This window comes from Nocardia sp. NPDC058058 (assembly GCF_042885355.1).
In the GTDB taxonomy this organism is placed as follows: Bacteria; Actinomycetota; Actinomycetes; order Mycobacteriales; family Mycobacteriaceae; genus Nocardia.
The window spans coordinates 902091-920870 of record NZ_JBHVSA010000002.1 but is presented as its reverse complement, the minus strand read 5'-3'; the positions used below and the strand labels follow the sequence as shown (position 1 = coordinate 920870).

Here is an 18780-nt window from a genome sequence, read left to right as displayed (position 1 = left end):
TGCGCGACCATTTCCGGACGGGACGAGGGGACGTCGTCCGGAAATGGTCGCGGCACAGCACGATCTGCCACCCCTCATGTGGCAGATCGAGAATGGTCGCCAGAGGTCAGGCGGCTACGAGTTCGCGGCGGCGAGTTCTGGTGCGGGAGCCGATGATTCGGCACACCAGGTAGATGGTGAACGAGATCGTGGTGACGAAGGTGGACACCGGGACGCCGGGCGCGAGGGACAGCAGGATGCCGCCCACCGCGGCGGTTTCCGCGAACACGATCGCGAGGATGGTGGCGCGCACCGGGCTCGCGGTGACCTGCGCCGCGGCGGCCGCCGGGGTGATGAGCAGCGCCAGCACCAGTAGCGCGCCGACGATTTGCACGCCGAAGGCGGCGGTGATGCCGAGCAGTACGGCGAACACGATCGAGAGCGCCCGCACCGGAACCCCGCGCGCCACCGCCACTTCCGGGTCGGAGCTGGCGAACAGCAGCGGCCGGTACACGGCCGCGAGCACGATCAGCACGCCGACCGTGCAGGTCGCGAGCAGTGTCAGCCCGTTGTAGCCGACGCTCACCACCTGTCCGGTGAGCAGCGAGAACTTCGATCCCGCGCGCTCGGGTCCGAGCCACAGGAACAGCACCGACAGGCCGAGGCCGAACGATAGCACCACCGCAATAACCGAATCCCGTTCGCGCGCACGCGAACCCAGCACCCCGAACAGCACGGCCGCGACCACCGATCCGGCGATCGCCCCGAATCCCACGCCGACCCCGGCGAGCAGCGCCGCCGCCGCACCGGTGAGCGACAGCTCGCTCGTCCCGTGCACCGCGAACGACATCTGCCTACTGATGATCAGCGGGCCGATCGCACCCGCGAGCAGCCCGAGCAGCGCGGCCGCCAGCACCGCCTGCTGCACGAAGTCGTACCCGAGCAGATGCGCGGTGGTGGAGAAGTCGAACATCTTCGAGAAGACGCCGGAGAGTTTGTCGATCATGCGGATACTCCGTCCGTCTTGTCGTCGCTGCCGTGGCAGTGGCCGCCCGCTTCGCCCAGTGCGTCCATGACGTCGCCGGTGCCGACCACCACGAGGCGGCCGCGGACGCGCAGCACGTCGACCTGGGTGCGGTAGAGCTCGGAGAGGACTTCGGAGGTCATTACCTCGTCGGGGGTGCCGATCCGGAATTTGCCGTCGACCAGGTACAGGACTCGATCCACCAAGGGGAGGATGGGGTTGATCTCGTGGGTGACGAATAGGACGGCGGTGTCGTGGGTGCGGCGGCGCTTGTCGATGAGTTCGGAGACCAGGCGCTGGTTGGCCAGGTCCAGGGAGAGCAGCGGTTCGTCGCAGAGCAGCACGCTCGGGTCGCCCGCGAGGGCCTGCGCTACGCGTAGTCGCTGCTGCTCACCGCCGGAGAGGGCGTCGATGGGGGCGTATGCATACTTCTGCGCGCCGACGTCCGCGATCGCCTGCGCCACTTTGCGTTTGCGCTCCTTGCGGCCGCGCCAGCCCAGGCCCCAGCGGTGGCCGTCCACGCCGAGGCCGACCAGGTCGACGCCGCGCAGCTGCACCCCGGCGTCCATGGTCTTCTGCTGGGGTACGTAACCGATATCCGAATTGCCCAGTCGGGCGGGGGAACCCGCGATCTCGGCGGTGCCGTCGGACAGTGCCACCTGACCGAGCAGCATCTTCAGCAGCGAGGTCTTGCCCGAGCCGTTGGGGCCGAGCACCGCGATGAATTCGCCCGGCGCGACTTCCAGATCCAGGCCCTGCCATAGCGTGCGCGCCCCGTATGCCAGCCGCGCGTTCGTCAGCCGCACTGCCGGAACGGGCTGGGCGGCGGGAGCGGCGCTCGCGCGCGGCTCCGGGGCGGCGCTGTGGCCGGCGTGTGCGCCGGGTAGCAGGCAGTCGGAATCCGCTGTGGTGGTGCGGGTTTCGAAGGCGGGTTCGGTTTTCATGGTGATGCTCCCGGCTGCGGAGGTGGGAGAACCCCCGGGCGCGGGGTGCGCGGCGGGGGTTTGCTGGGCGACCCGGCCGCTGGCTGCGGCCGGGGCTCCCAGGGGTAATGCTTTGGCGGCGGGCATGATTCCGTGATCTAGGACAGTGCGGTGGACAGGGATTGGGCGTTGCGGGTCATCCAGCCGATGTAATCCAGGCCCTGCGGCAGGGTTTCGGTGACCTCGACGACGGTGATGCCCGCGGACTGCGCGGTGGCGCGCATATCCTTGGTGGTCTTGTCCTCGGTCTGGATGTTGTAGACCAGGGCGCGAACCTTCTTGCCGGACAGCAGGTCCCGGACCGCGGCGACATCGGCGGGGGAGGGGTCGGTGCCCTGTTCGATGGCTTCCTGGAAGGAGTGCGGGGTGCGGTCGTCGGCCTTGGCGGCGAGCAGCATGTAGTAGGCCAGCGGCTCGGTCTGCACCACGGGCTGATTCGGGTGCTCGGCGGCGATCTTGGCGGTAATGGCTTCTATCCCGGTCAGTTTCGCGGTGAAGGCGGCGGCGCGATCGGTGTAGTCCTGCTTGTGCGCGGGATCGATCTGGCCCAGGCTCTCGGCGATGTGCTCGGCGACATGGCCCGCGGCGTGCACATCGTAGAAGACGTGTTCGTTGCCGTGCTCGTGATCGTGGCCCGCGGTCTCCTTGGCGGGAGTGGCCGCGCCGTGCGAGTCCTCGCCCGCGATGTCGACCGCGTTCACGGTGCGCTTGTTCTTGCCGGAGATGGCCTTGTCGATGAATTCGTCGTAGCCGCCGCCGTTGTAGACGATGAGGCTGGCATCGCTGATCTGCGCGGCCTGCACGGCGGTGACCTCGTACGAGTGCGGGTCGGCCGCCGGATCGCTGATCAGGGATTCGACCTTGGCGTCGGGTCCGGCGACGGTCTTGGCGATATCGCCCCAGACATTGGTGGAGGCGACCACGGTCACCCCGGAATCATTCTTCGACGATCCGCAGGCGGTCAGGGTGGCCACGGTGGCCAGTCCCGCGGCGAACACGGCGAATCCTTTTGCAAAGCTTCTGGTCACGCGGGAACTCCTGGAACGCTTATCTGAAACGAAAACGATTGCCAATAAAATGTAGCGCAAGTGCCCGGCGCTGCCTAAATCCGACCGGTAGGTGTGGTAGGCGACACACGGGGGCTACGCCCCGGCACCCCCCGGAGGTGGGGAGGGGCCAGCCCCAAACCCCCGCGCTGCCGCGACCGCGCTGCCGCGACCGACCCGCCGCAATCGCCTCGGAGCCTCGACACACCCCCTGTTCGCGGCCTCAGCCCCACCCACCAACGAACTCGGCCCCCGCGAACTGTTGTTCGCGGGGGCCGATTCTTGTTTTGCTCTGTTCGAGCGGAGAACTACGTCAGTGCGGCTACCGGCTGCGAGAGGAGTTGGGCGCAGCGCAGCAGGCCGAGGTGGCTGTAGGCCTGGGGGTGGTTGCCGAGCGAGCGTTCGGCGACCGGGTCGTACTCCTCGGAGAGCAGGCCGGTGGGGCCCGCGACGTCGACGAGTTGGGCGAAGAGCGCCTCGGCGTCTTCGCGCTTGCCGATGAGGAGGTAGGCCTCGACGAGCCAGGCGGCGCAGAGGTGGAAGCCACCTTCGCCGCCGGGCAGGCCGTCATCGTGGTGGTAGCGGTAAACGGTTGAGCCGCTGCGCAATTCGGCTTCGGTCGCGACGACGGTGGCGGCGAACCGGGGGTCGGAGGGGTCGATCAGACCGCTCAGGCCGATGTGCAGGGTGGCGGCGTCGAGGTCGGTGCCCTCGTAGGCCGCGGTGTAGGACTGGACCTCTTCGCTCCAGCCTTCGACCTTGACCTCGGCCGCGATGGTGTCGCGGAGCTTCTCCCAGCCGGGTTCGACGGTGCGGCCGAACTGGCGGGCGAGGGTGATCGCCCGGTCGGCGGTGAGCCAGCCCATGACCTTGGAGTACACGTGGTGCCGCGGGTTGCCGCGGATCTCCCAGATGCCGTGGTCGGGTTCGCGCCAGCGCCGCTGTACGGCGGAGACCATGGCGTGCACCAGATCCCAGTCCGCGTCCGGCAGGGCCTTGGCCGGATCGGTGATGCCCTTGCGTTCGCGGGCGTGCGCGAGCTGTGAGATGAGGTCGACGATCGGCCCGAACACGTCGAGCTGCACCTGCATGTTCGCCGCGTTGCCGACTCGAACCGGCCGGGATCCGGCATAGCCGGGCAGCTGGTCGATGACGGCCTCGGGCGGCAGGGTTTCGCCGTAGAGCGTGTAGAGCGGGTGCAGCCGTTCGGGTCCGGGGATGGTCTCCAGCACCCGGTGCACCCAGGCGAGCAGTTCCTCGGCTTCGCCGACGGAGCCCAGCGATACCAGTGCGGACGCGGTGAGTGAGGCGTCGCGCAGCCAGCAGTACCGGTAGTCCCAGTTGCGCACGCCGCCGATGTCCTCGGGCAGCGAGGTGGTGGCCGCCGCCAGGATCGATCCGGAGGGGGCGTGCACGAGTCCGCGCAGGGTGAGCGCGGAGCGCTTCATGAGATCCGGCTTGAGCGGCGGAAGCTCCAGTGCCCCTGCCCATTCCGACCAGTACCGTTCGGCTTCGCGCCGCCGGTCCGCCTCGGGTGTCATGCAGGGTGCGAGATCGGAGGTGCCGCAGCGCATTTCGAGCACGATCGGACCCTGTCGCGGGTCCACGACGGCGCGGGCGGTGTGGTGATTGCCCTCGTCGATGATCACCCATTCCACGCCCGGGGAGCGCAGGACGAGTGGATCGTTGGTGCCCTGCACCCGCAGTCCGGAGTTATCGCGCACGATGCGCACCGGCACCTGACCGAATTCCGGTCGCGGTGCGAAGGTGATGACCGCCTTCGCGTCACCGGTGATGACACGGGTGAGGTCGGTCCGCACCGCGGCTACGTCGTGCGGCAGGTAGTCCACCACTTGCAGACTGGCCCACCGGGTTTCGACGGTCATGGTGCCGTCGATGTAGCGCTGGGACAGCGGCAGTCCGGCCCGTTCGGGCTGGATGGTGAAGTGTCCCGCGCCGGGTCCGCCGAGCAGGTGCGCGAACACCGCCGCCGAATCAGGCTCGGGATGGCACAACCAGGTGATGGTGCCGTCCGGGGTGACCAGTGCCTTGGATCGAGGGCTGGCCAACATGGTCAGCCGTTCGATTCGAGGGGCGGAGGCTCCTGCCAGCCAGGTGCGCCGCTCCTCGAGCAGGAAGGCGAGGGCCTTGGAGACGTCCTCGGTGCTGGAAACCCGGAATTTGGCGAGGCTTTCGCCGTCGCCGACCTTGATGCCGACGTCCGGTCCGGACAGGCGTTTGAAGGCCTTCTCATCGGTGACGTCATCACCGATGAACACTGCCGCGGACGCGCCCTGCTGGTGCCGGACGATGTCCAGCGCCGCGCCCTTATCGGTTTCGACGACCGCGAGCTCGATGACTTCCTTGCCCTCGGTGGTCTGCACGCCGACCCAGCTGGACGGGCCCTGGCGGACCTGAACCACTGCGCGGCGGCCTATTTCGGGGCTGGCGTTGCGCACGTGCAGCGCGACGCTGGCCGGTTTGATCTCGACGGTCGCGCCGGGGTTGTCCTGCGCGATCTGGGTCAGCGTCGACTGCACTTCCTGCAGTAGCTGTTTGGCGTCGTTATCGATGGCGTGCACGAAGCCGACATCGAATTCGGAACCGTGGCTTCCGATCAACTGCACCTCGACGGGCAGCCGGGAGAGAGCCGCGAGATCTCGCAGCGCTCGTCCGGAAATGACGGCGGCGGTGGTACCGGTCAGGCCGGAGAGTGCGCGCAGCGCATTCACCGACTCCCTATGGGGATAGGCCTTCGCGGGGTCGTCAACGATGGGTGCGATCGTCCCGTCGTAGTCCGAAGCGACCAGCAGCCGTGGCACTCGGGCGACAGCCGCCAACGCACGGCGAAGTTCCAGTGGCAAATCCTGTGCGCTCACGCATCCAACCTAGTGATCGGAGGAGATTTTTCAGGGCGAGCCAGACTCTACTGGGTCTTGATTGCCCGCTCGTTCTGACGGTGATACATAGCGTTTACAAGACACTTGCCTCCGGTTCACCATATGTCCGATTTCCGCTCGGGCAGTACGGCTTCGGTGCCTGTGACCTGTGACGTTGTGGTTGAACGCGAAAGGGCCGGATCGTCTCGAAAAGACGACCGGCCCGGATGCATCCGTGCGAAAGCCCGGAGTGCGTTTACCGCGTGCTACCCCCGGCGCTGGGAGTAAACCCGGAGAAATCTCACTTGTCGCCGATCAGCAGATCCACTGTGAGCTCCAGTCGTTCGGTGACATCGGTGGCCGACGCGCGGCGGGTGAGCCAGGCGACCAGATTCGACAGCCACACATCGCTTATCACGCGGGCGATGGCGAGCTGGCGCTCATCGGGCACCTCGTCGGACAGCGCGCGGGCGAAGAAGCGGTCCATCACCTTGCCGACCCGATCCACCTCGGCGGCCGCGGACGCGTCGGCGAACATGAACGCTCGCGTCATGGCCTCGGTGAGCAGCGGATCGCGCTGCATGGCCCGGGTGATCTGGGTGAGCATGAGGTGCATGCGCTCGCGCGGATCGCCGCCGGGCAGCGGCTTGCGGCGGCTCTCCAGCTGTTCGAATTCGCGAGCCAGGGCCGAGACGAGCAGGTGCACCTTGGACGGGAAGTACCGGTACAGGGTGCCGACGGCGACATCGGCGCGCTCGGCGACCGCGCGCATCTGGACGGCGTCGTAGCCGCCCTTGGAGGCCAGCGCGAGGGTGGCGTCGAGAATGCGTTTGCGCCGGTCGCGCTGTGCAGCCGAGCTCAGATCCTCCTCGCTGAGGGTGGTGACGGGCGCACTGCGCCCGGTGCCCACAGGCGCGGTGCCCGCAGCGGCGCCATCGGCGGACTGCGATCGGGAGGGACTGGCCATCGGTTGAAAGTCCTTTCCTGCACGAATCGTTCGATTCATCCCGGCTACGAGTTCGTACCGCGTTCGGGCGGCGCTTGACTTACGCCCGGCTCGAACATTAGAACATGTTCTAGGAGTGGAAGTCACCCCGGAAAGGCGGTACGTGGTGTGACCATAGCCACCACTGACGAGCATAAAGCCGTCCAGGAGTCCATGCGCGGGTGGGCGGCAGCGGTGCGCCCAATTGCAACAATGCGTTCCGGTGGGTCGGATTTCTGGCGCGAATACTGGTCGCGCCTCGCCGATCTCGGGATATTCCGGGTCGCGGTCCCGGAAGAGGCCGGCGGTGCGGGCTGTTCCGTCGGAGATCTGGCCGTGCTGGTGGAGCAGGCGGCACATGATCTCGTAGGCGGACCCGTACTTTCGACGGCCCTCGCCGGCCTCGTTGCCGGAGAGATGCTCGACGAGAATACGCCGTGCGGTATTGCGCTCGGTGGCGAAATCGCGATATCGGTCGGCGAATCCGGGGCAATTCTGTCCGGTGAGTGGGACTCGGTTCTCGGTGCCGCGCCGGGCACCGCGGTGCTGGTCCCGGTCGTCGACGGTGAGCGCCACCTGTGGTGCCTGATCGACGCCGATGCGGCGGGCCTGCGGGTGGAGCCGCTGCCCACCATCGATCAGACCGTCCCGCTCGCCCGGGTGGTGTGCGCGGAAGTCGTTGTCGCACCGGAACATTTGTTCGCGCCCACGCAATCCGTGCTCGATATCGCCGCCACGCTGATTGCCGCCGAGGCCGCCGGTATTGCCGGATGGTGTTTGGAAACCGCCACCGAATACGCGAAGGTTCGCGAACAATTCGGGCGCAAGATCGGCGAATTCCAAGCGGTCAAACATATTTGCGCGTGGATGCTGTGCCGGGCCGAGCAGATTCGCGCGGTGGCGGCCGATGCCGCGGCCGCGGTTGATGCTGAGACGAACGAACTTCCGCTCGCGGCGGCGGTGGCGTTGTCGATCGCGCTGGACGCCGCGGTGGAAACCGCCAAGGACTGCATTCAGGTGCTGGGTGGAATCGGTTTCACCTGGGAGCACGACGCGCATCTGTATTTGCGCCGGGCGACGGCCATGCGGCAGTTGCTGGGTGGTTCCGCGCGCTGGCGTGCCCGGGTCACCGAATTGACGTTGCAGGGTGTGCGCCGCACGGTCGGCCTCGATCTCGGCACCGCTTCCGGTGGGGCCGAGGGCGAACCCAATTGGGACGCAGTCGGATTGACCGCGGCCGAGGCCGCGGTGCTGGCCGCGGACCTGGCCAAGATCGCCGCCCTGCCCGAGGCCGAACAGCGCGACGCGCTCGCCGGGTCCGGACTGCTGGCCTCGCATTGGCCGGTGCCGTACGGACGCGGCGCGGGTCCGATCCAGCGCACCTGGATCGATGACCAGATCCGCAAGGCGGGCATCACGCTGCCCGAGCTGGCCATCGCCAACTGGGCGATTCCGACTCTGCTGCAATGGGGTTCGCCCGAGCAGATCGAGCGCTACGCGCTGCCGACGCTGACCGGTGAGGTCATCTGGTGCCAGCTGTTCTCCGAGCCGGAGGCCGGTTCCGATCTGGCCGCGCTGCGCACGGTGGCCGAGCGGGTCGAGGGCGGCTGGAAGCTGCGCGGTCAGAAGGTGTGGACCTCGCTGGCGGACAAGGCGACCTGGGGCATCTGCCTGGCGCGCACCGATCCGGCCGCGCCCAAGCACAAGGGCATCAGCTACTTCCTGGTCGATATGAAGAGCGCGGGCATCGATATCCGCCCGCTGGTCGAGATCACCGGTGAGGCGCGGTTCAACGAGGTCTTCCTGGACGATGTGTTCGTCCCGGACGACTGCCTGGTCGGTGCGCTGGAGAACGGCTGGAAGATCGCCCGCTCGACGCTGTCGGCCGAGCGGGTCGCCATGGGCGGCAAGGGAATCGGCGATGAGTTGGAGGCGTTGATCGCCGCCGCGCCCACCGCCGGACCCGGTGCGGAATTGGTCGCGGATCGCCTCGGCGGACTCGTCGCCGAATCGATCGCTGGAACATTGCTTGATGCACGTGCGGCGCAGAAACTGCTGTCCGGTGGAGATCCCGGTCCGCAGAGCAGCGTGCGCAAACTGGTCGGTGTCAGACACCGGCAGGCAGTCGCCGAATTTGCCGTGGAAGTGGCTGGCGCGGCGGGTGCTTTGGAAACCGATGTGGTGAAAGAATTCCTGCTCACACGCTGTTTGTCCATTGCGGGCGGTACCGAGCAGATTCTGTTGACCGTCGCCGGTGAACGAATTCTCGGGCTGCCACGCGAATCGCACGGTTAGCCCACACCTCAACCGGGAGTAATGAATTGGACTTCACGCGGGACGAGAGCCAGGATGCTGTCGCCGAGGTTGTTGTAAGTTTGCTGGAGCGCGAAAGCGCACGCGATATCGCGCTCTGGCCGATCTTCGCGGGCAGTGGACTGCTCGCGGTGCCCCTACCCGAGCGGTTCGGCGGTGACGATATGGGTCTGCTGGAGGTTTCCGCCATGCTGACCGAACTCGCCACCGACGCCGTGCAGATTCCAGCACTCAGCACGCTGGCCTTCGGCGTACTGCCGCTACTGGCCATCGGGGTACCGGATGCGGTGGCGCAGAAGGTATTTCCGGCCGTCGCCGAGGGTGCGGTGCTCACCGCCGCACTGCACGAGACGGGCGCGCCGTTCACCGTGAAGCCCGAGACCACCGCGGTCGCGGACGGGGCCACCGTCCGCGTCACGGGCCACAAGATCGCGGTGCCCTACGCGGACACCGCGCGCTGGATTCTGGTGCCGACCGATTCCGGTATCGCGATCGTCGACGGTGACGCGCCGGGCATCACCAAGACCGCGAACCCGACTTCCGATGGCGTGCCGGAGTTTTCGCTGCGCCTGGACGGCGTGGAGATTCCCGCCGAGCAGCTGCTGTCCGGCGGCATCGCCGATCTGCATCGCTTCGCGCTGGCCGGAATCGGCTCGGTGGCGGACGGTCTGCTCAAGGGCGTGATCGCGCTGACCGCCGAACATGTGCGCACCCGCGAGCAGTTCGGCCGTCCGCTGGCCGAATTCCAGGCCGTGGCCCAGCAGATCGCCGATGTGTACGTGGTCTCGCGGACCCTGCACGCGGCGGCGGCATCGGCCAATTGGGCGCTCGCGCAGGCTGTGTCCTTCTCCCGGGAGGGAGCGGACAACGCCGAACACCTGGACCGCACCGAAGACGATCTGGATGTACTCGCCTACACGGTGGCATCGGAGCTGCCGGCGGCCATGCAGAAGTGTCATCACCTGCACGGTGGTCTCGGCGTCGATATCACCCATCCACTGCACCGCTACTACTCACAGGCCAAGGACATCGCGCGCTGGCTGGGCGGCGAATCGTTCCGGCTGGACCGTTTGGGAGCCAGATGTTCATCGAACTGACCGCTGAGCAGCGCCGGCTGCGGGATGAATTGCGTTCGTATTTCACCGGTCTCGTGACTCCCGAAGAGGAGGCCGAGATGCTGGTGAACCGGCACGGTGATGCCTACCGCACGGTCGTCAAGCGCATGGGCGCGGACGGCAAGCTGGGCGTCGGCTGGCCGAAGGAGTACGGCGGGCAGGGTTTCGGGCCGCTGGAACAGCAGATCTTCTACAACGAGGCGGTGCGCGCCGACGTACCCGTCCCGCTGGTGACGCTGCTGACCGTCGGCCCGGCCCTGCAGTCGTACGGCACCGATGAGCAGAAGCAGAAGTTCCTGCCCGGAATCCTCACCGGCGACATCCATTTCGCCATCGGCTACTCCGAACCGGATGCCGGAACCGACCTGGCGGCGCTGCGCACCAGCGCCGTGCAGGACGCCGGCGGTGACTGGATCGTCAACGGGCAGAAGATCTTCACCACCGGAGCGCACGAGGCCGATTACATCTGGCTGGCCGTGCGCACCGGCACGGTGGAATCGCGGCACCGCGGCATCACCATCCTGATCATGGACACCAAGGATCCGGGCTACTCCTGGACCCCGATCATCACCGCCGACGGTGCGCACCACACCAACGCCACCTACTTCGACAATGTGCGCGTGCCCGCGAGCATGGTCGTCGGCGAGGTGGACAAGGGCTGGAAGCTCATCACCACCCAGCTCAATCACGAGCGGGTCAGCCTGGGCCCGTCCGGCAAGATCGAACAGCTCTACACCCGGGTCCGCGAATGGGCGCACAAGCAGGGCGTGCTGGGCGAGATCGAGGTGCGCCGGTCGCTGGGTCGCCTGCATGCCATGGTGCGGCTCAACGAACTGCTGAACTGGCAGGTGGCGTCCAATATGGAACGCCCCGACGCCGATCCGGCCGATGTGATCGCCGACGCTTCGGCGACCAAGGTGTACTCCACCGAGGCGCTGCAGGAGGCCGGACGGCTGGCCGAGGAGATCGTGGGCCGCTACGGCGATCCCGCCGATCCGGCGACCGCGGAACTGCTGGTGTGGCTGGACCGCCGCACCAAGCAGAACCTGGTGGTCACCTTCGGCGGCGGCGTCAACGAAGTCATGCGCGAGCTCATCGCCCAAATGGGCCTGCGGCTACCCCGCGTGCCGCGCTAGTAAGAAGGAATTCGACAGTGACGCAAAGCTTCACGGCCGACGAGATCCGCGCGGCCGGGGAAAAGATCAAGGAGGCGGGGCAGTCGTCCCCGCGCCTGGCCCGCGATCCGGTGAACCAGCCCATGATCAACAACTGGGTGGAGGCCATCGGGGACGCCAACCCGATCTATGTCGACGAGGCCGCCGCGATCGCCGCCGGACATCCCGGCATCGTCGCACCGCCCGCCATGGCGCAGGTGTGGACCATGTTGGGGCTCAACGGGACCCGCCCCGCGGACGACCCGATGACGGTCACCAACGAGCTGCTCGACGCGGCCGGGTTCACCTCGGTGGTCGGCACCAACTGCGATCAGGTGTACCACCGCTACCTCGAGGTCGGCGAGCAGGTCACCGTGCGTTCCTCGCTGGATTCCCTGGTGGGGCCCAAGCGTACGGGTCTGGGCGAGGGCTGGTTCGCCACCTACCGCACGAATTGGTATGTGGGCGAAGAGCTCGTCACCGAGATGCTCTTCCGCATCCTGAAGTTCGCGCCCGGCACCGGTGCCGCGCCCAAGGCCGACCCGGCGGCGGATCTCGCCAAGCGGGTCAAGCCGGTGGTCTCGCACGACACCCAATTCTTCTGGGACGGAACCAAACTCGGCGAGCTGCGGATTCAGCGGCGGCCCGACGGCACGCTCCAGCACCCGCCGGTACCCGCCATCTGGCAGGACAAGGCCAAGGAAACCGAGTACGTCGTGGCCTCCGGGCGCGGCACCGTCTTCAGTTTCGTCGTGCACCACGCCCCGAAGGTGCCCGGCCGGGCGCTGCCGTTCGTGGTCGCGCTGGTCGAACTGGAGGAGGGTGTGCGCATGCTCGGTGAGCTGCGCGGTATCGATCCCGCCGACGTCGCCATCGGTCAGGCCGTCGAGGTCGGTTTCGAGGCCCTCGATGACGACAACACCGTGCCCTATTGGAAGGCTGTGTCATGACCTCCACCGTGGAACTTGCCGCAGTGCAGGTCGGAACGACGTTGCCGGAGTTGGTGATTCTCGCCGACACCACCTTCATCGTGTCCTCGGCGCTGGCCACCCGGGATTTCCAGGACGTGCACCACGATCCGGCGCTGGCGGTGGAGCGCGGCTCCAAGACCATCTTCGCCAATATCCTCACCGATACCGGTGTGGTGCAGCGCTTCGTCACCGACTGGGCCGGTCCGGCCGCTCGGGTGAAGTCCATCTCGCTGCGCCTGGGCGTGCCGCTGTACTCCGGTGACACCCTCACGCTGTCCGGCACGGTATCGGCCGTGCAGGGCACCGAAATCACCATCGACGTGGTCGGCAAGGACAGCCTGGGCGACCACATCACGGCGAAAGCCGTTATCTCGCTTCAGGAGGCACGCGCGTGACCGGTCTGAGTGGCCGCGCCGCCATCGTAGGCATCGGCGCCACCGACTTCTCCAAGGATTCCGGCCGCAGTGAACTGCGCCTGGCCGCCGAGGCGGTCACCGCCGCGCTCGCCGACGCCGGACTCACCCCCGCCGATGTGGACGGCCTGACGACCTTCACCATGGACACCAATACCCAGGCCGCCGTGGCCCGGGCCGCCGGTATCCCGAGCCTGAAGTTCTTCAGCAATATCCCGTTCGGCGGCGGCGCGGCGGCCGCGACGGTGCAGCAGGCGGCCATGGCCGTGGCGACCGGTGTCGCGGATGTCGTTGTGGCGTACCGCGCTTTCAACGAGCGCTCGGGTCACCGCTTCGGTCAGTTCTCCACCCAGCTGGCGGGCAATGCCACCTCCTCGGGTGTGGACAACGCGTTCTCGTACACGCACGGCCTGGGCACCCCGGCCGCGCAGGTGGCCATGGTCGCGCGCCGCTATATGCACGTATACGGCGCCACCAGTGCGGATTTCGGCACCATCGCGGTGACCGATCGCAAGCACGCCGCGGTGAATCCGAACGCGCACTTCTACGGTAAGCCGATCACCCTCGAGGAGCATCAGGCTTCCCGCTGGATCGCGGAGCCGCTGCATCTGCTCGACTGCTGCCAGGAGACCGACGGCGGTGTGGCGATCGTGGTCACCAGTGCCGAACGGGCCAAGGATCTTCCGAACAAGCCCGCCGTGATCGTCGGCGCGGCACAGGGTTCCGGCGCTGATCAGTACGTCATGACCAGTTACTACCGCGATGCCATGACCGGGCTGCCGGAAATGGGCCTGGTCGGCGATCAGCTGTGGGCCCAAAGCGGTTTGCGCCCGGAGGATATGCAGGCCGCCATCCTCTACGACCACTTCACCCCGTTCGTGCTCATGCAGCTCGAGGAACTGGGTTTCTGCGGTCGCGGTGAGGCCAAGGACTTCATCAGGGACGGTGCGCTGGAGGTCGGCGGGCGACTGCCGCTGAACACGCACGGCGGTCAGCTCGGTGAGGCGTACATCCACGGGATGAACGGCATCGCCGAGGGCGTGCGCCAGATTCGCGGCACCTCGGTGAATCAGGTCGCGGGCCTGAGCAATATCGTCGTGACCGCCGGCACCGGCGTCCCGACCTCGGGTCTGGTGCTCAGCTCCAACTGATCCCGTTTCGTCGAATGCCCGGGTGAGATCCGTTCTCGCCCGGGCATTTCGCGTCTTCGGGTTACTTCCGGTGGAACACCCGATAGAGGTTGAAGTCATAGCCCCAGCCGTAGGTCTTGGGGGTCAGGAAACGCGGCTCGTCCGGATTCCACCAGCGCGCCTTCGCTCGCTCCCAGGTCGGTCGCCGCCAGTCATAGGGCATGCCCAGGAAGGTGCCCTGTGGTTCGGGCGGTGTCTTGTCGGTGCGCTCCGGTTCCGTCATAGGGCCAGGTTACGGCCATTTTCCGAGTGAGGGGTTGCGCGCCGCGAAAGAGTGAGTGTACAGTCACTCACATGACCAAGCGCGGAGTTACCCTCTCCACCTCGGACGTTCGCCGGGAAGCCGTTCTCGACGCGGCCATCGTGGAGTTCGCCCGGACCGGGTACCACGGCACGCCGATCACCACCGTCGCCACGGCGGCGGGGATATCGACGGCCTACGTGTTCAAGCTCTTCCCGAGCAAGGTCGAATTGTTCGTCGCGGCACTGGATCGGTGCTTCGAACTGGTGGAGCGTTCGCTCGCCACGGGTGCGGCCCGGGCGGGGGAGGGTGATCCCGAGCGGATCCTCTACGAAATGGGCGGGGCCTACGCCGAACTCATCTCGAACAAGAGTCTGCTCATGCTCCAGGTGCACGCGCAGTCCGCGACCGATATCGCCGATATCGCCGAGGCGCTGCGACGGGGTCTGGCCCGGGTCACCGACTATGCCAAATCACGTTCGGGCGCAACCGATCCCGAGGTGCAGAAGTTCATCGCCTACGGGCAGCTGTGCCATCTGATCACCACGCTGGGGCTGGACGGGCACGAGGGCGGCTGGGCCGCGATCCTCAATCTCGGCATCCGGCACCCGGGCTGATTTCTCGGGCCTCCCGAACGGGAGGCTTTTCATTTGACCATCGAGTGACTGAGCGGTCACTCACCAGCTGAGAGAAGAAGATTATGTCGATCACCGCCACCGAGATCGTCCTGCCCGGCACCGTCGAGCCCGAGGGTCTGCGCACCACCCATCGCGAACTGGCCGCGCCGCGGGCGGGCCAGGCGCTCATCGAGGTCGAGGCCACCGGCGTCTCGTTCGCCGAACAGCAGATGCGCCGCGGTAAGTACTACGACCAACCCGCCTTCCCCTTCGTGCCCGGTTACGACCTGGTCGGCACGGTTCGCGAGGTCGGCTCGGCGGCCGACGCCGGACTGATCGGCAAGCGGGTCGCCGCGTTGACCAAGGTCGGCGGCTGGGCCAGCCACGTGCTGCTGGACAGCGCCGATCTGGTCGAGGTCCCCGCCGAACTCCCGGCCGACGCCGCCGAAACCTTCGTGGTCAACGGCATCACCGCCTGGCAGATGCTGCACCGGGGCGCGAAAGTGCAAGCGGGACAGACCATCCTGGTGCACGGCGCGAACGGCGGCGTCGGCTCCACGCTGGTCCAGCTGGCCCTGGCCGCCGGCGTGAACGTGATCGGCACCGCCTCGGCCCGCAATGCCGACCAGGTCAGGGCGCTCGGTGCGATCCCGGTCGACTACCGCGGCGATGTGGTCGCCCAGGTGCGCGCGCTCGCACCGAACGGCGTCGACGCGGTCTTCGACCACGTCGGTGGTCCCGGCATCGTGGACTCCTTCAACCTGCTCGCCCCCGGCGGCACCCTGATGGCCTACGGCACCGCCTCCACCAAGGACGACACCGGCAACTCCCGGCTTCCGGTGCTGAAGCTGTTCGCCCGCCTGATGCTCTGGAATGTGCTGCCCAACAAGCGCGGCGCGCACTTCTACAACATCTGGGCCGGACAGCGCCGCGCGGGCGCGTTCCGGGCCAAGCTGGCCGCCGATCTGACCGCGGTCTTCGGCCTCGCCGCCAAGGGTGAGTTGCACCCGCAGATCGCCGCCCGCTTCCCACTGGCCCGGGCCGCCGAGGCGCTGACCCTCGCCGAATCCCGCACGGTCACCGGCAAGGTCGTACTGCTCCCGCAGCGATGACCCGCCCATCCGAACCCCGGCCCGGGCGTACGTTGGGGGGACGTATGTTCGGGAAGGGGATCGGCCATGTTGCAGGATCGAATGAAAGAGCTTCCGGCGGTGGATCATTCGCTGGTCTACGGTGCTCCGTTGCAGACCGCGGATGGGTCGACCATCATCACCGTGACCGGGACCTCGGGGTTCTTCCGGCCTCGTCCCAGGCCGTTGGGGGTATTCGTGGTGCACGCGGGTGAGGTGAAGTGGGAGCCCGTGGAGGATGACGGGCGGATCGCGTTGATCGGGGTGCTGACCGGGTTCGTGGCGGCGGCGTTCGCGACCGCCGCGATGGTGAAGCGCCCGCCGTGGCCGGATGTGCGCATCACGCAGCAGAACTGAAACATCCTGTGCGAGTGGTCACCTTCGGCTCCACTCGGCCGCGATTCCCTCTATAGATATAGAGGAAAGTGATTCGGGCGCAGGAGGTTGCCGTGCAGACCAGCGATATCGTTCTCGACCACGATCAGCGGCTGGCCGCCGATCGACTCGACGAGATTGCCGCGCGGGTGGGGAAGCGGTGGCATCGGCCGCGCGGGCTGTACCTGTACGGCGGTCCGGGACGCGGCAAGACCATGCTGATGGATCGGTTCTTCGCCGCCGTCCCCTCGGAAAGCAAGCGGCGCTTCCACTTCCACAGCTTCTTCGCGCAGCTCAACGCGGGCATCCACGAGCACGGCGGTATCGATGCCGCCGCCGCGGCCCTGCTCGGTGACGCCCGGCTGATCTGCTTCGACGAATTCCACGTGCACGACGCGGGTGATGCCCGGCTGGTGGCACGGCTGCTCGATCTGCTGTTCGCCCGGCACATCACGCTCGTGGTCACCTCGAACTACCCGCCGCGGGAGCTGCTGCCGAATCCGCTGTGGCACCCCATGTTCGTGCCCACCATCGACCGCATCCTGGAACACCTCGATGTGCTCTCGGTGAACGGTCCGCAGGACTACCGGCGGCTCGGCACCAGGCACACCGGATTCGCCGCCGGGCGGTACGTGGTGGGGGAGTGCTCGATCACCGGGCGCGCGGAGGTTCCGATCGCACACCGCCTGATGCACGCGCGCGCCGCCGAAAACGGAGAGCTGACGGTCGATTTCGCCGAGCTGTGCGGAATCCCGGTGTCGGCGGCCGATTTCCTGGAGCTGGCGGGGCGGTTCCGGCGCTGGACCCTGTGCGATGTCCCGCCGCTGGATTCGGTGCCGCCGGACTGGGTGATGCGGCTGGTGAATCTGGTCGACGTGCTCTACGACGCCGATCTGGAACTGTCCGTGTACGCCCGGGTTCCGCTCGCCGATATGGGTGCTGACGTGGCCCGGGTGCCCGATCTCTATCGCACGCTGAGCCGCCTGGGCGAGCTCTCGGTACCGGCGCGCGACGCGGTGGCGACGCTCGGGTGAACACGTCGACTTGATCGACGGGAACGGTTCATGTGCCGTCTACGCGGAAGGGTGCGTGCGTTGCAAGTGACTTCTTACCGTGCATTCAGGAGGCAGCACCGAACCGGAGGGGACCGATGCGAATCCGCGAGCAGGCCAAGGGCACAGCGCCTCGCCACCCGAGCATCCCCGGCGGCCGATTGCGCGTGCTGGTGGTCGCCGAATCCTTCCTTCCCCAGGTCAACGGCGTCACCAACTCGGTGCGGCGGGTGCTCGATCACCTCGCCGCCAAGGGGCACGAAGCAGTTCTGATGGCCCCGACGGGTCCGGCCAAGTACGCCGGATTCCGGGTGCACGTGGTGCGCGGGGCGCGCCTGCCGTTCTATCGTGACTTCCGGATCGGGCTGGAGACGCGGCGCCGATTGCGCAAGGTCATGCGGGAATTCGAGCCCGATGTCGTGCATATCGCCTCGCCCGCGACGCTGGGATATCAGGCGGCCCGGGTGGCCGGGGAGCTCGGCGTGCCGACGGTCGCCATCTATCAGACCGATCTTGTGGGTTTTGCCGAACGCTATGACCTGCCCGGTGGTGTGCGCACCATGACGGCGCTGACCCGGCGCATCCATCTGCAGGTCGATCGCACGCTCGCGCCGTCCACCGCAAGCCTGCGGCAACTCGAGCTGATGGGTGTGCCGGGTCTGGCGCGCTGGCCGCGCGGGGTCGATCTGGAGCAGTTCGGCCCGTTCCGGCGCTCCGCCGAGCTGCGAAAGCGGCTGGCCCCCAACGGGGAACTGCTCATCGGCTATATCGGCCGCCTGGCTCCGGAGAAGGAGCTCGAACTGCTCGCGCATCTGCTGCCGCTGCCGAATGTGCGCCTGGTCATCGTCGGCGGCGGTCCGGAGGAGAAGCGCCTGCGAAAGTTGTTGCCGGGCGCGGCTTTCCTGGGCGTGCTGCACGGCGAGGAACTCGGCGCGGCCTACGCCTCGCTGGATGTGTTCGTGCACACCGGACGTCACGAAACCTATTGCCAGGCAGCGCAGGAGGCCCTCGCCTCCGCCGTGCCGGTGGTCGCGCCGCGCTCCGGCGGCCCCATCGACGTGGTCGCGCCCGGCGCCGGATTCCTTTATCCCCCGGGCGATGCCGAGGCTTTGACAGCCCTGGTTCGCCGTCTCGTCGACGATGCCGAGTTGCGCGCGCAGACCGCGCAGACCGCTCAGCGCAGCGTGCGCGACCGCTCCTGGGCGGCCGTGAACGATCTGCTGATTCGCCACTACCGCGAAGTGATCGCGGAACGCCGCCGACTGCCAGGCGATGGCGACCTCCGCAGCCCGCTCTCCAAGGAGGCATCCTGA

At 67.5% G+C, this 18780-nt stretch carries 17 protein-coding genes; 11 read left to right on the top strand and 6 right to left on the bottom strand.

Annotated elements, in window-relative coordinates:
* Positions 1-106: 106 nt before the first annotated feature.
* The 5 genes from ACFVUS_RS18915 to kstR form a co-directional block, all read right to left on the bottom strand.
* Complete coding sequence (locus tag ACFVUS_RS18915; RefSeq protein ID WP_387767530.1) at positions 107-985, bottom strand: metal ABC transporter permease; 879 nt, start codon at positions 983-985, stop codon at positions 107-109.
* The gene (locus ACFVUS_RS18910) at positions 982-1947 is read right to left on the bottom strand and encodes a metal ABC transporter ATP-binding protein (protein ID WP_387767527.1); all 966 of its coding nucleotides are present in this window, start codon (positions 1945-1947) and stop codon (positions 982-984) included. Before ACFVUS_RS18910 ends, ACFVUS_RS18915 begins: the two co-directional genes overlap by 4 nt.
* 137 nt (positions 1948-2084) lie before the next feature.
* Entirely contained in the window at positions 2085-3014 is a 930-nt protein-coding gene (locus ACFVUS_RS18905) for a metal ABC transporter solute-binding protein, Zn/Mn family (protein ID WP_387767524.1), read from the bottom strand.
* A gap of 326 nt (positions 3015-3340) precedes the next feature.
* Entirely contained in the window at positions 3341-5911 is a 2571-nt protein-coding gene (otsB, locus tag ACFVUS_RS18900; protein WP_387767521.1) for a trehalose-phosphatase, read from the bottom strand.
* A gap of 301 nt (positions 5912-6212) precedes the next feature.
* On the bottom strand, positions 6213-6878 hold the full coding sequence (gene kstR, locus ACFVUS_RS18895; RefSeq protein ID WP_364637704.1) for a cholesterol catabolism transcriptional regulator KstR: 666 nt from the start codon (positions 6876-6878) through the stop codon (positions 6213-6215).
* A gap of 147 nt (positions 6879-7025) precedes the next feature.
* Between kstR and ACFVUS_RS18890 the strand changes: the two genes are divergently transcribed.
* The 6 genes from ACFVUS_RS18890 to ACFVUS_RS18865 are packed head-to-tail and all read left to right on the top strand — an operon-like array spanning position 7026 to position 14013.
* Entirely contained in the window at positions 7026-9191 is a 2166-nt protein-coding gene (locus ACFVUS_RS18890) for an acyl-CoA dehydrogenase (RefSeq protein ID WP_387767518.1), read from the top strand.
* 26 nt (positions 9192-9217) lie between these two features.
* The gene (locus ACFVUS_RS18885) at positions 9218-10306 is read left to right on the top strand and encodes an acyl-CoA dehydrogenase family protein (RefSeq protein WP_387767516.1); all 1089 of its coding nucleotides are present in this window, start codon (positions 9218-9220) and stop codon (positions 10304-10306) included.
* Positions 10291-11460: an acyl-CoA dehydrogenase family protein gene (locus ACFVUS_RS18880; RefSeq protein ID WP_387767513.1), complete on the top strand. Its 1170-nt coding sequence runs from the start codon at positions 10291-10293 to the stop codon at positions 11458-11460. Before ACFVUS_RS18885 ends, ACFVUS_RS18880 begins: the two co-directional genes overlap by 16 nt.
* 17 nt (positions 11461-11477) lie before the next feature.
* Positions 11478-12428 carry a bifunctional MaoC family dehydratase N-terminal/OB-fold nucleic acid binding domain-containing protein gene (locus ACFVUS_RS18875; protein WP_387767510.1) on the top strand — a complete coding sequence of 317 codons (951 nt, stop codon included), beginning with the start codon at positions 11478-11480 and terminating at the stop codon, positions 12426-12428.
* Positions 12425-12844, top strand: coding sequence for a MaoC family dehydratase (locus ACFVUS_RS18870; RefSeq protein ID WP_364637714.1), 420 nt, complete (start codon positions 12425-12427; stop codon positions 12842-12844). Before ACFVUS_RS18875 ends, ACFVUS_RS18870 begins: the two co-directional genes overlap by 4 nt.
* Positions 12841-14013: a lipid-transfer protein gene (locus ACFVUS_RS18865; RefSeq protein ID WP_387767506.1), complete on the top strand. Its 1173-nt coding sequence runs from the start codon at positions 12841-12843 to the stop codon at positions 14011-14013. Before ACFVUS_RS18870 ends, ACFVUS_RS18865 begins: the two co-directional genes overlap by 4 nt.
* 61 nt (positions 14014-14074) lie before the next feature.
* On the opposite strand, the gene ACFVUS_RS18860 is transcribed toward ACFVUS_RS18865, so the two are convergent.
* Positions 14075-14275 carry a hypothetical protein gene (locus ACFVUS_RS18860; RefSeq protein WP_387767503.1) on the bottom strand — a complete coding sequence of 67 codons (201 nt, stop codon included), beginning with the start codon at positions 14273-14275 and terminating at the stop codon, positions 14075-14077.
* 71 nt (positions 14276-14346) lie between these two features.
* Here ACFVUS_RS18860 and ACFVUS_RS18855 point away from each other — a divergent pair, with 71 nt between their 5' ends.
* The 5 genes from ACFVUS_RS18855 to ACFVUS_RS18835 all read left to right on the top strand — a co-directional run bounded on the left by ACFVUS_RS18855 (position 14347) and on the right by ACFVUS_RS18835 (position 18780).
* A complete protein-coding gene (locus ACFVUS_RS18855; RefSeq protein ID WP_387767500.1) occupies positions 14347-14910 on the top strand; it encodes a TetR/AcrR family transcriptional regulator in 564 nt (187 codons plus the stop codon).
* An 83-nt stretch (positions 14911-14993) separates the two neighbouring features.
* Positions 14994-16022, top strand: a complete 1029-nt coding sequence (locus ACFVUS_RS18850) for a medium chain dehydrogenase/reductase family protein (protein WP_387767497.1) — start codon at positions 14994-14996, stop codon at positions 16020-16022.
* A gap of 66 nt (positions 16023-16088) precedes the next feature.
* Positions 16089-16397: a hypothetical protein gene (locus ACFVUS_RS18845; protein ID WP_387767494.1), complete on the top strand. Its 309-nt coding sequence runs from the start codon at positions 16089-16091 to the stop codon at positions 16395-16397.
* A gap of 92 nt (positions 16398-16489) precedes the next feature.
* The gene (zapE, locus tag ACFVUS_RS18840) at positions 16490-17449 is read left to right on the top strand and encodes a cell division protein ZapE (RefSeq protein ID WP_387767491.1); all 960 of its coding nucleotides are present in this window, start codon (positions 16490-16492) and stop codon (positions 17447-17449) included.
* Between the two features lie 179 nt (positions 17450-17628).
* Positions 17629-18780, top strand: a complete 1152-nt coding sequence (locus ACFVUS_RS18835) for a glycosyltransferase family 4 protein (RefSeq protein ID WP_387769984.1) — start codon at positions 17629-17631, stop codon at positions 18778-18780.

Coding starts and splice junctions, on each gene's coding strand:
- ACFVUS_RS18915 (WP_387767530.1), bottom strand. CDS start 985: ATGATCGACAAACTCTCCGGCGTCTTCTCGAAGATGTTCGACTTCTCC.
- ACFVUS_RS18910 (WP_387767527.1), bottom strand. CDS start 1,947: ATGAAAACCGAACCCGCCTTCGAAACCCGCACCACCACAGCGGATTCC.
- kstR (WP_364637704.1), bottom strand. CDS start 6,878: ATGGCCAGTCCCTCCCGATCGCAGTCCGCCGATGGCGCCGCTGCGGGC.
- ACFVUS_RS18880 (WP_387767513.1), top strand. CDS start 10,291: ATGTTCATCGAACTGACCGCTGAGCAGCGCCGGCTGCGGGATGAATTG.
- ACFVUS_RS18870 (WP_364637714.1), top strand. CDS start 12,425: ATGACCTCCACCGTGGAACTTGCCGCAGTGCAGGTCGGAACGACGTTG.
- ACFVUS_RS18860 (WP_387767503.1), bottom strand. CDS start 14,275: ATGACGGAACCGGAGCGCACCGACAAGACACCGCCCGAACCACAGGGC.
- ACFVUS_RS18855 (WP_387767500.1), top strand. CDS start 14,347: ATGACCAAGCGCGGAGTTACCCTCTCCACCTCGGACGTTCGCCGGGAA.
- ACFVUS_RS18850 (WP_387767497.1), top strand. CDS start 14,994: ATGTCGATCACCGCCACCGAGATCGTCCTGCCCGGCACCGTCGAGCCC.
- ACFVUS_RS18845 (WP_387767494.1), top strand. CDS start 16,089: ATGTTGCAGGATCGAATGAAAGAGCTTCCGGCGGTGGATCATTCGCTG.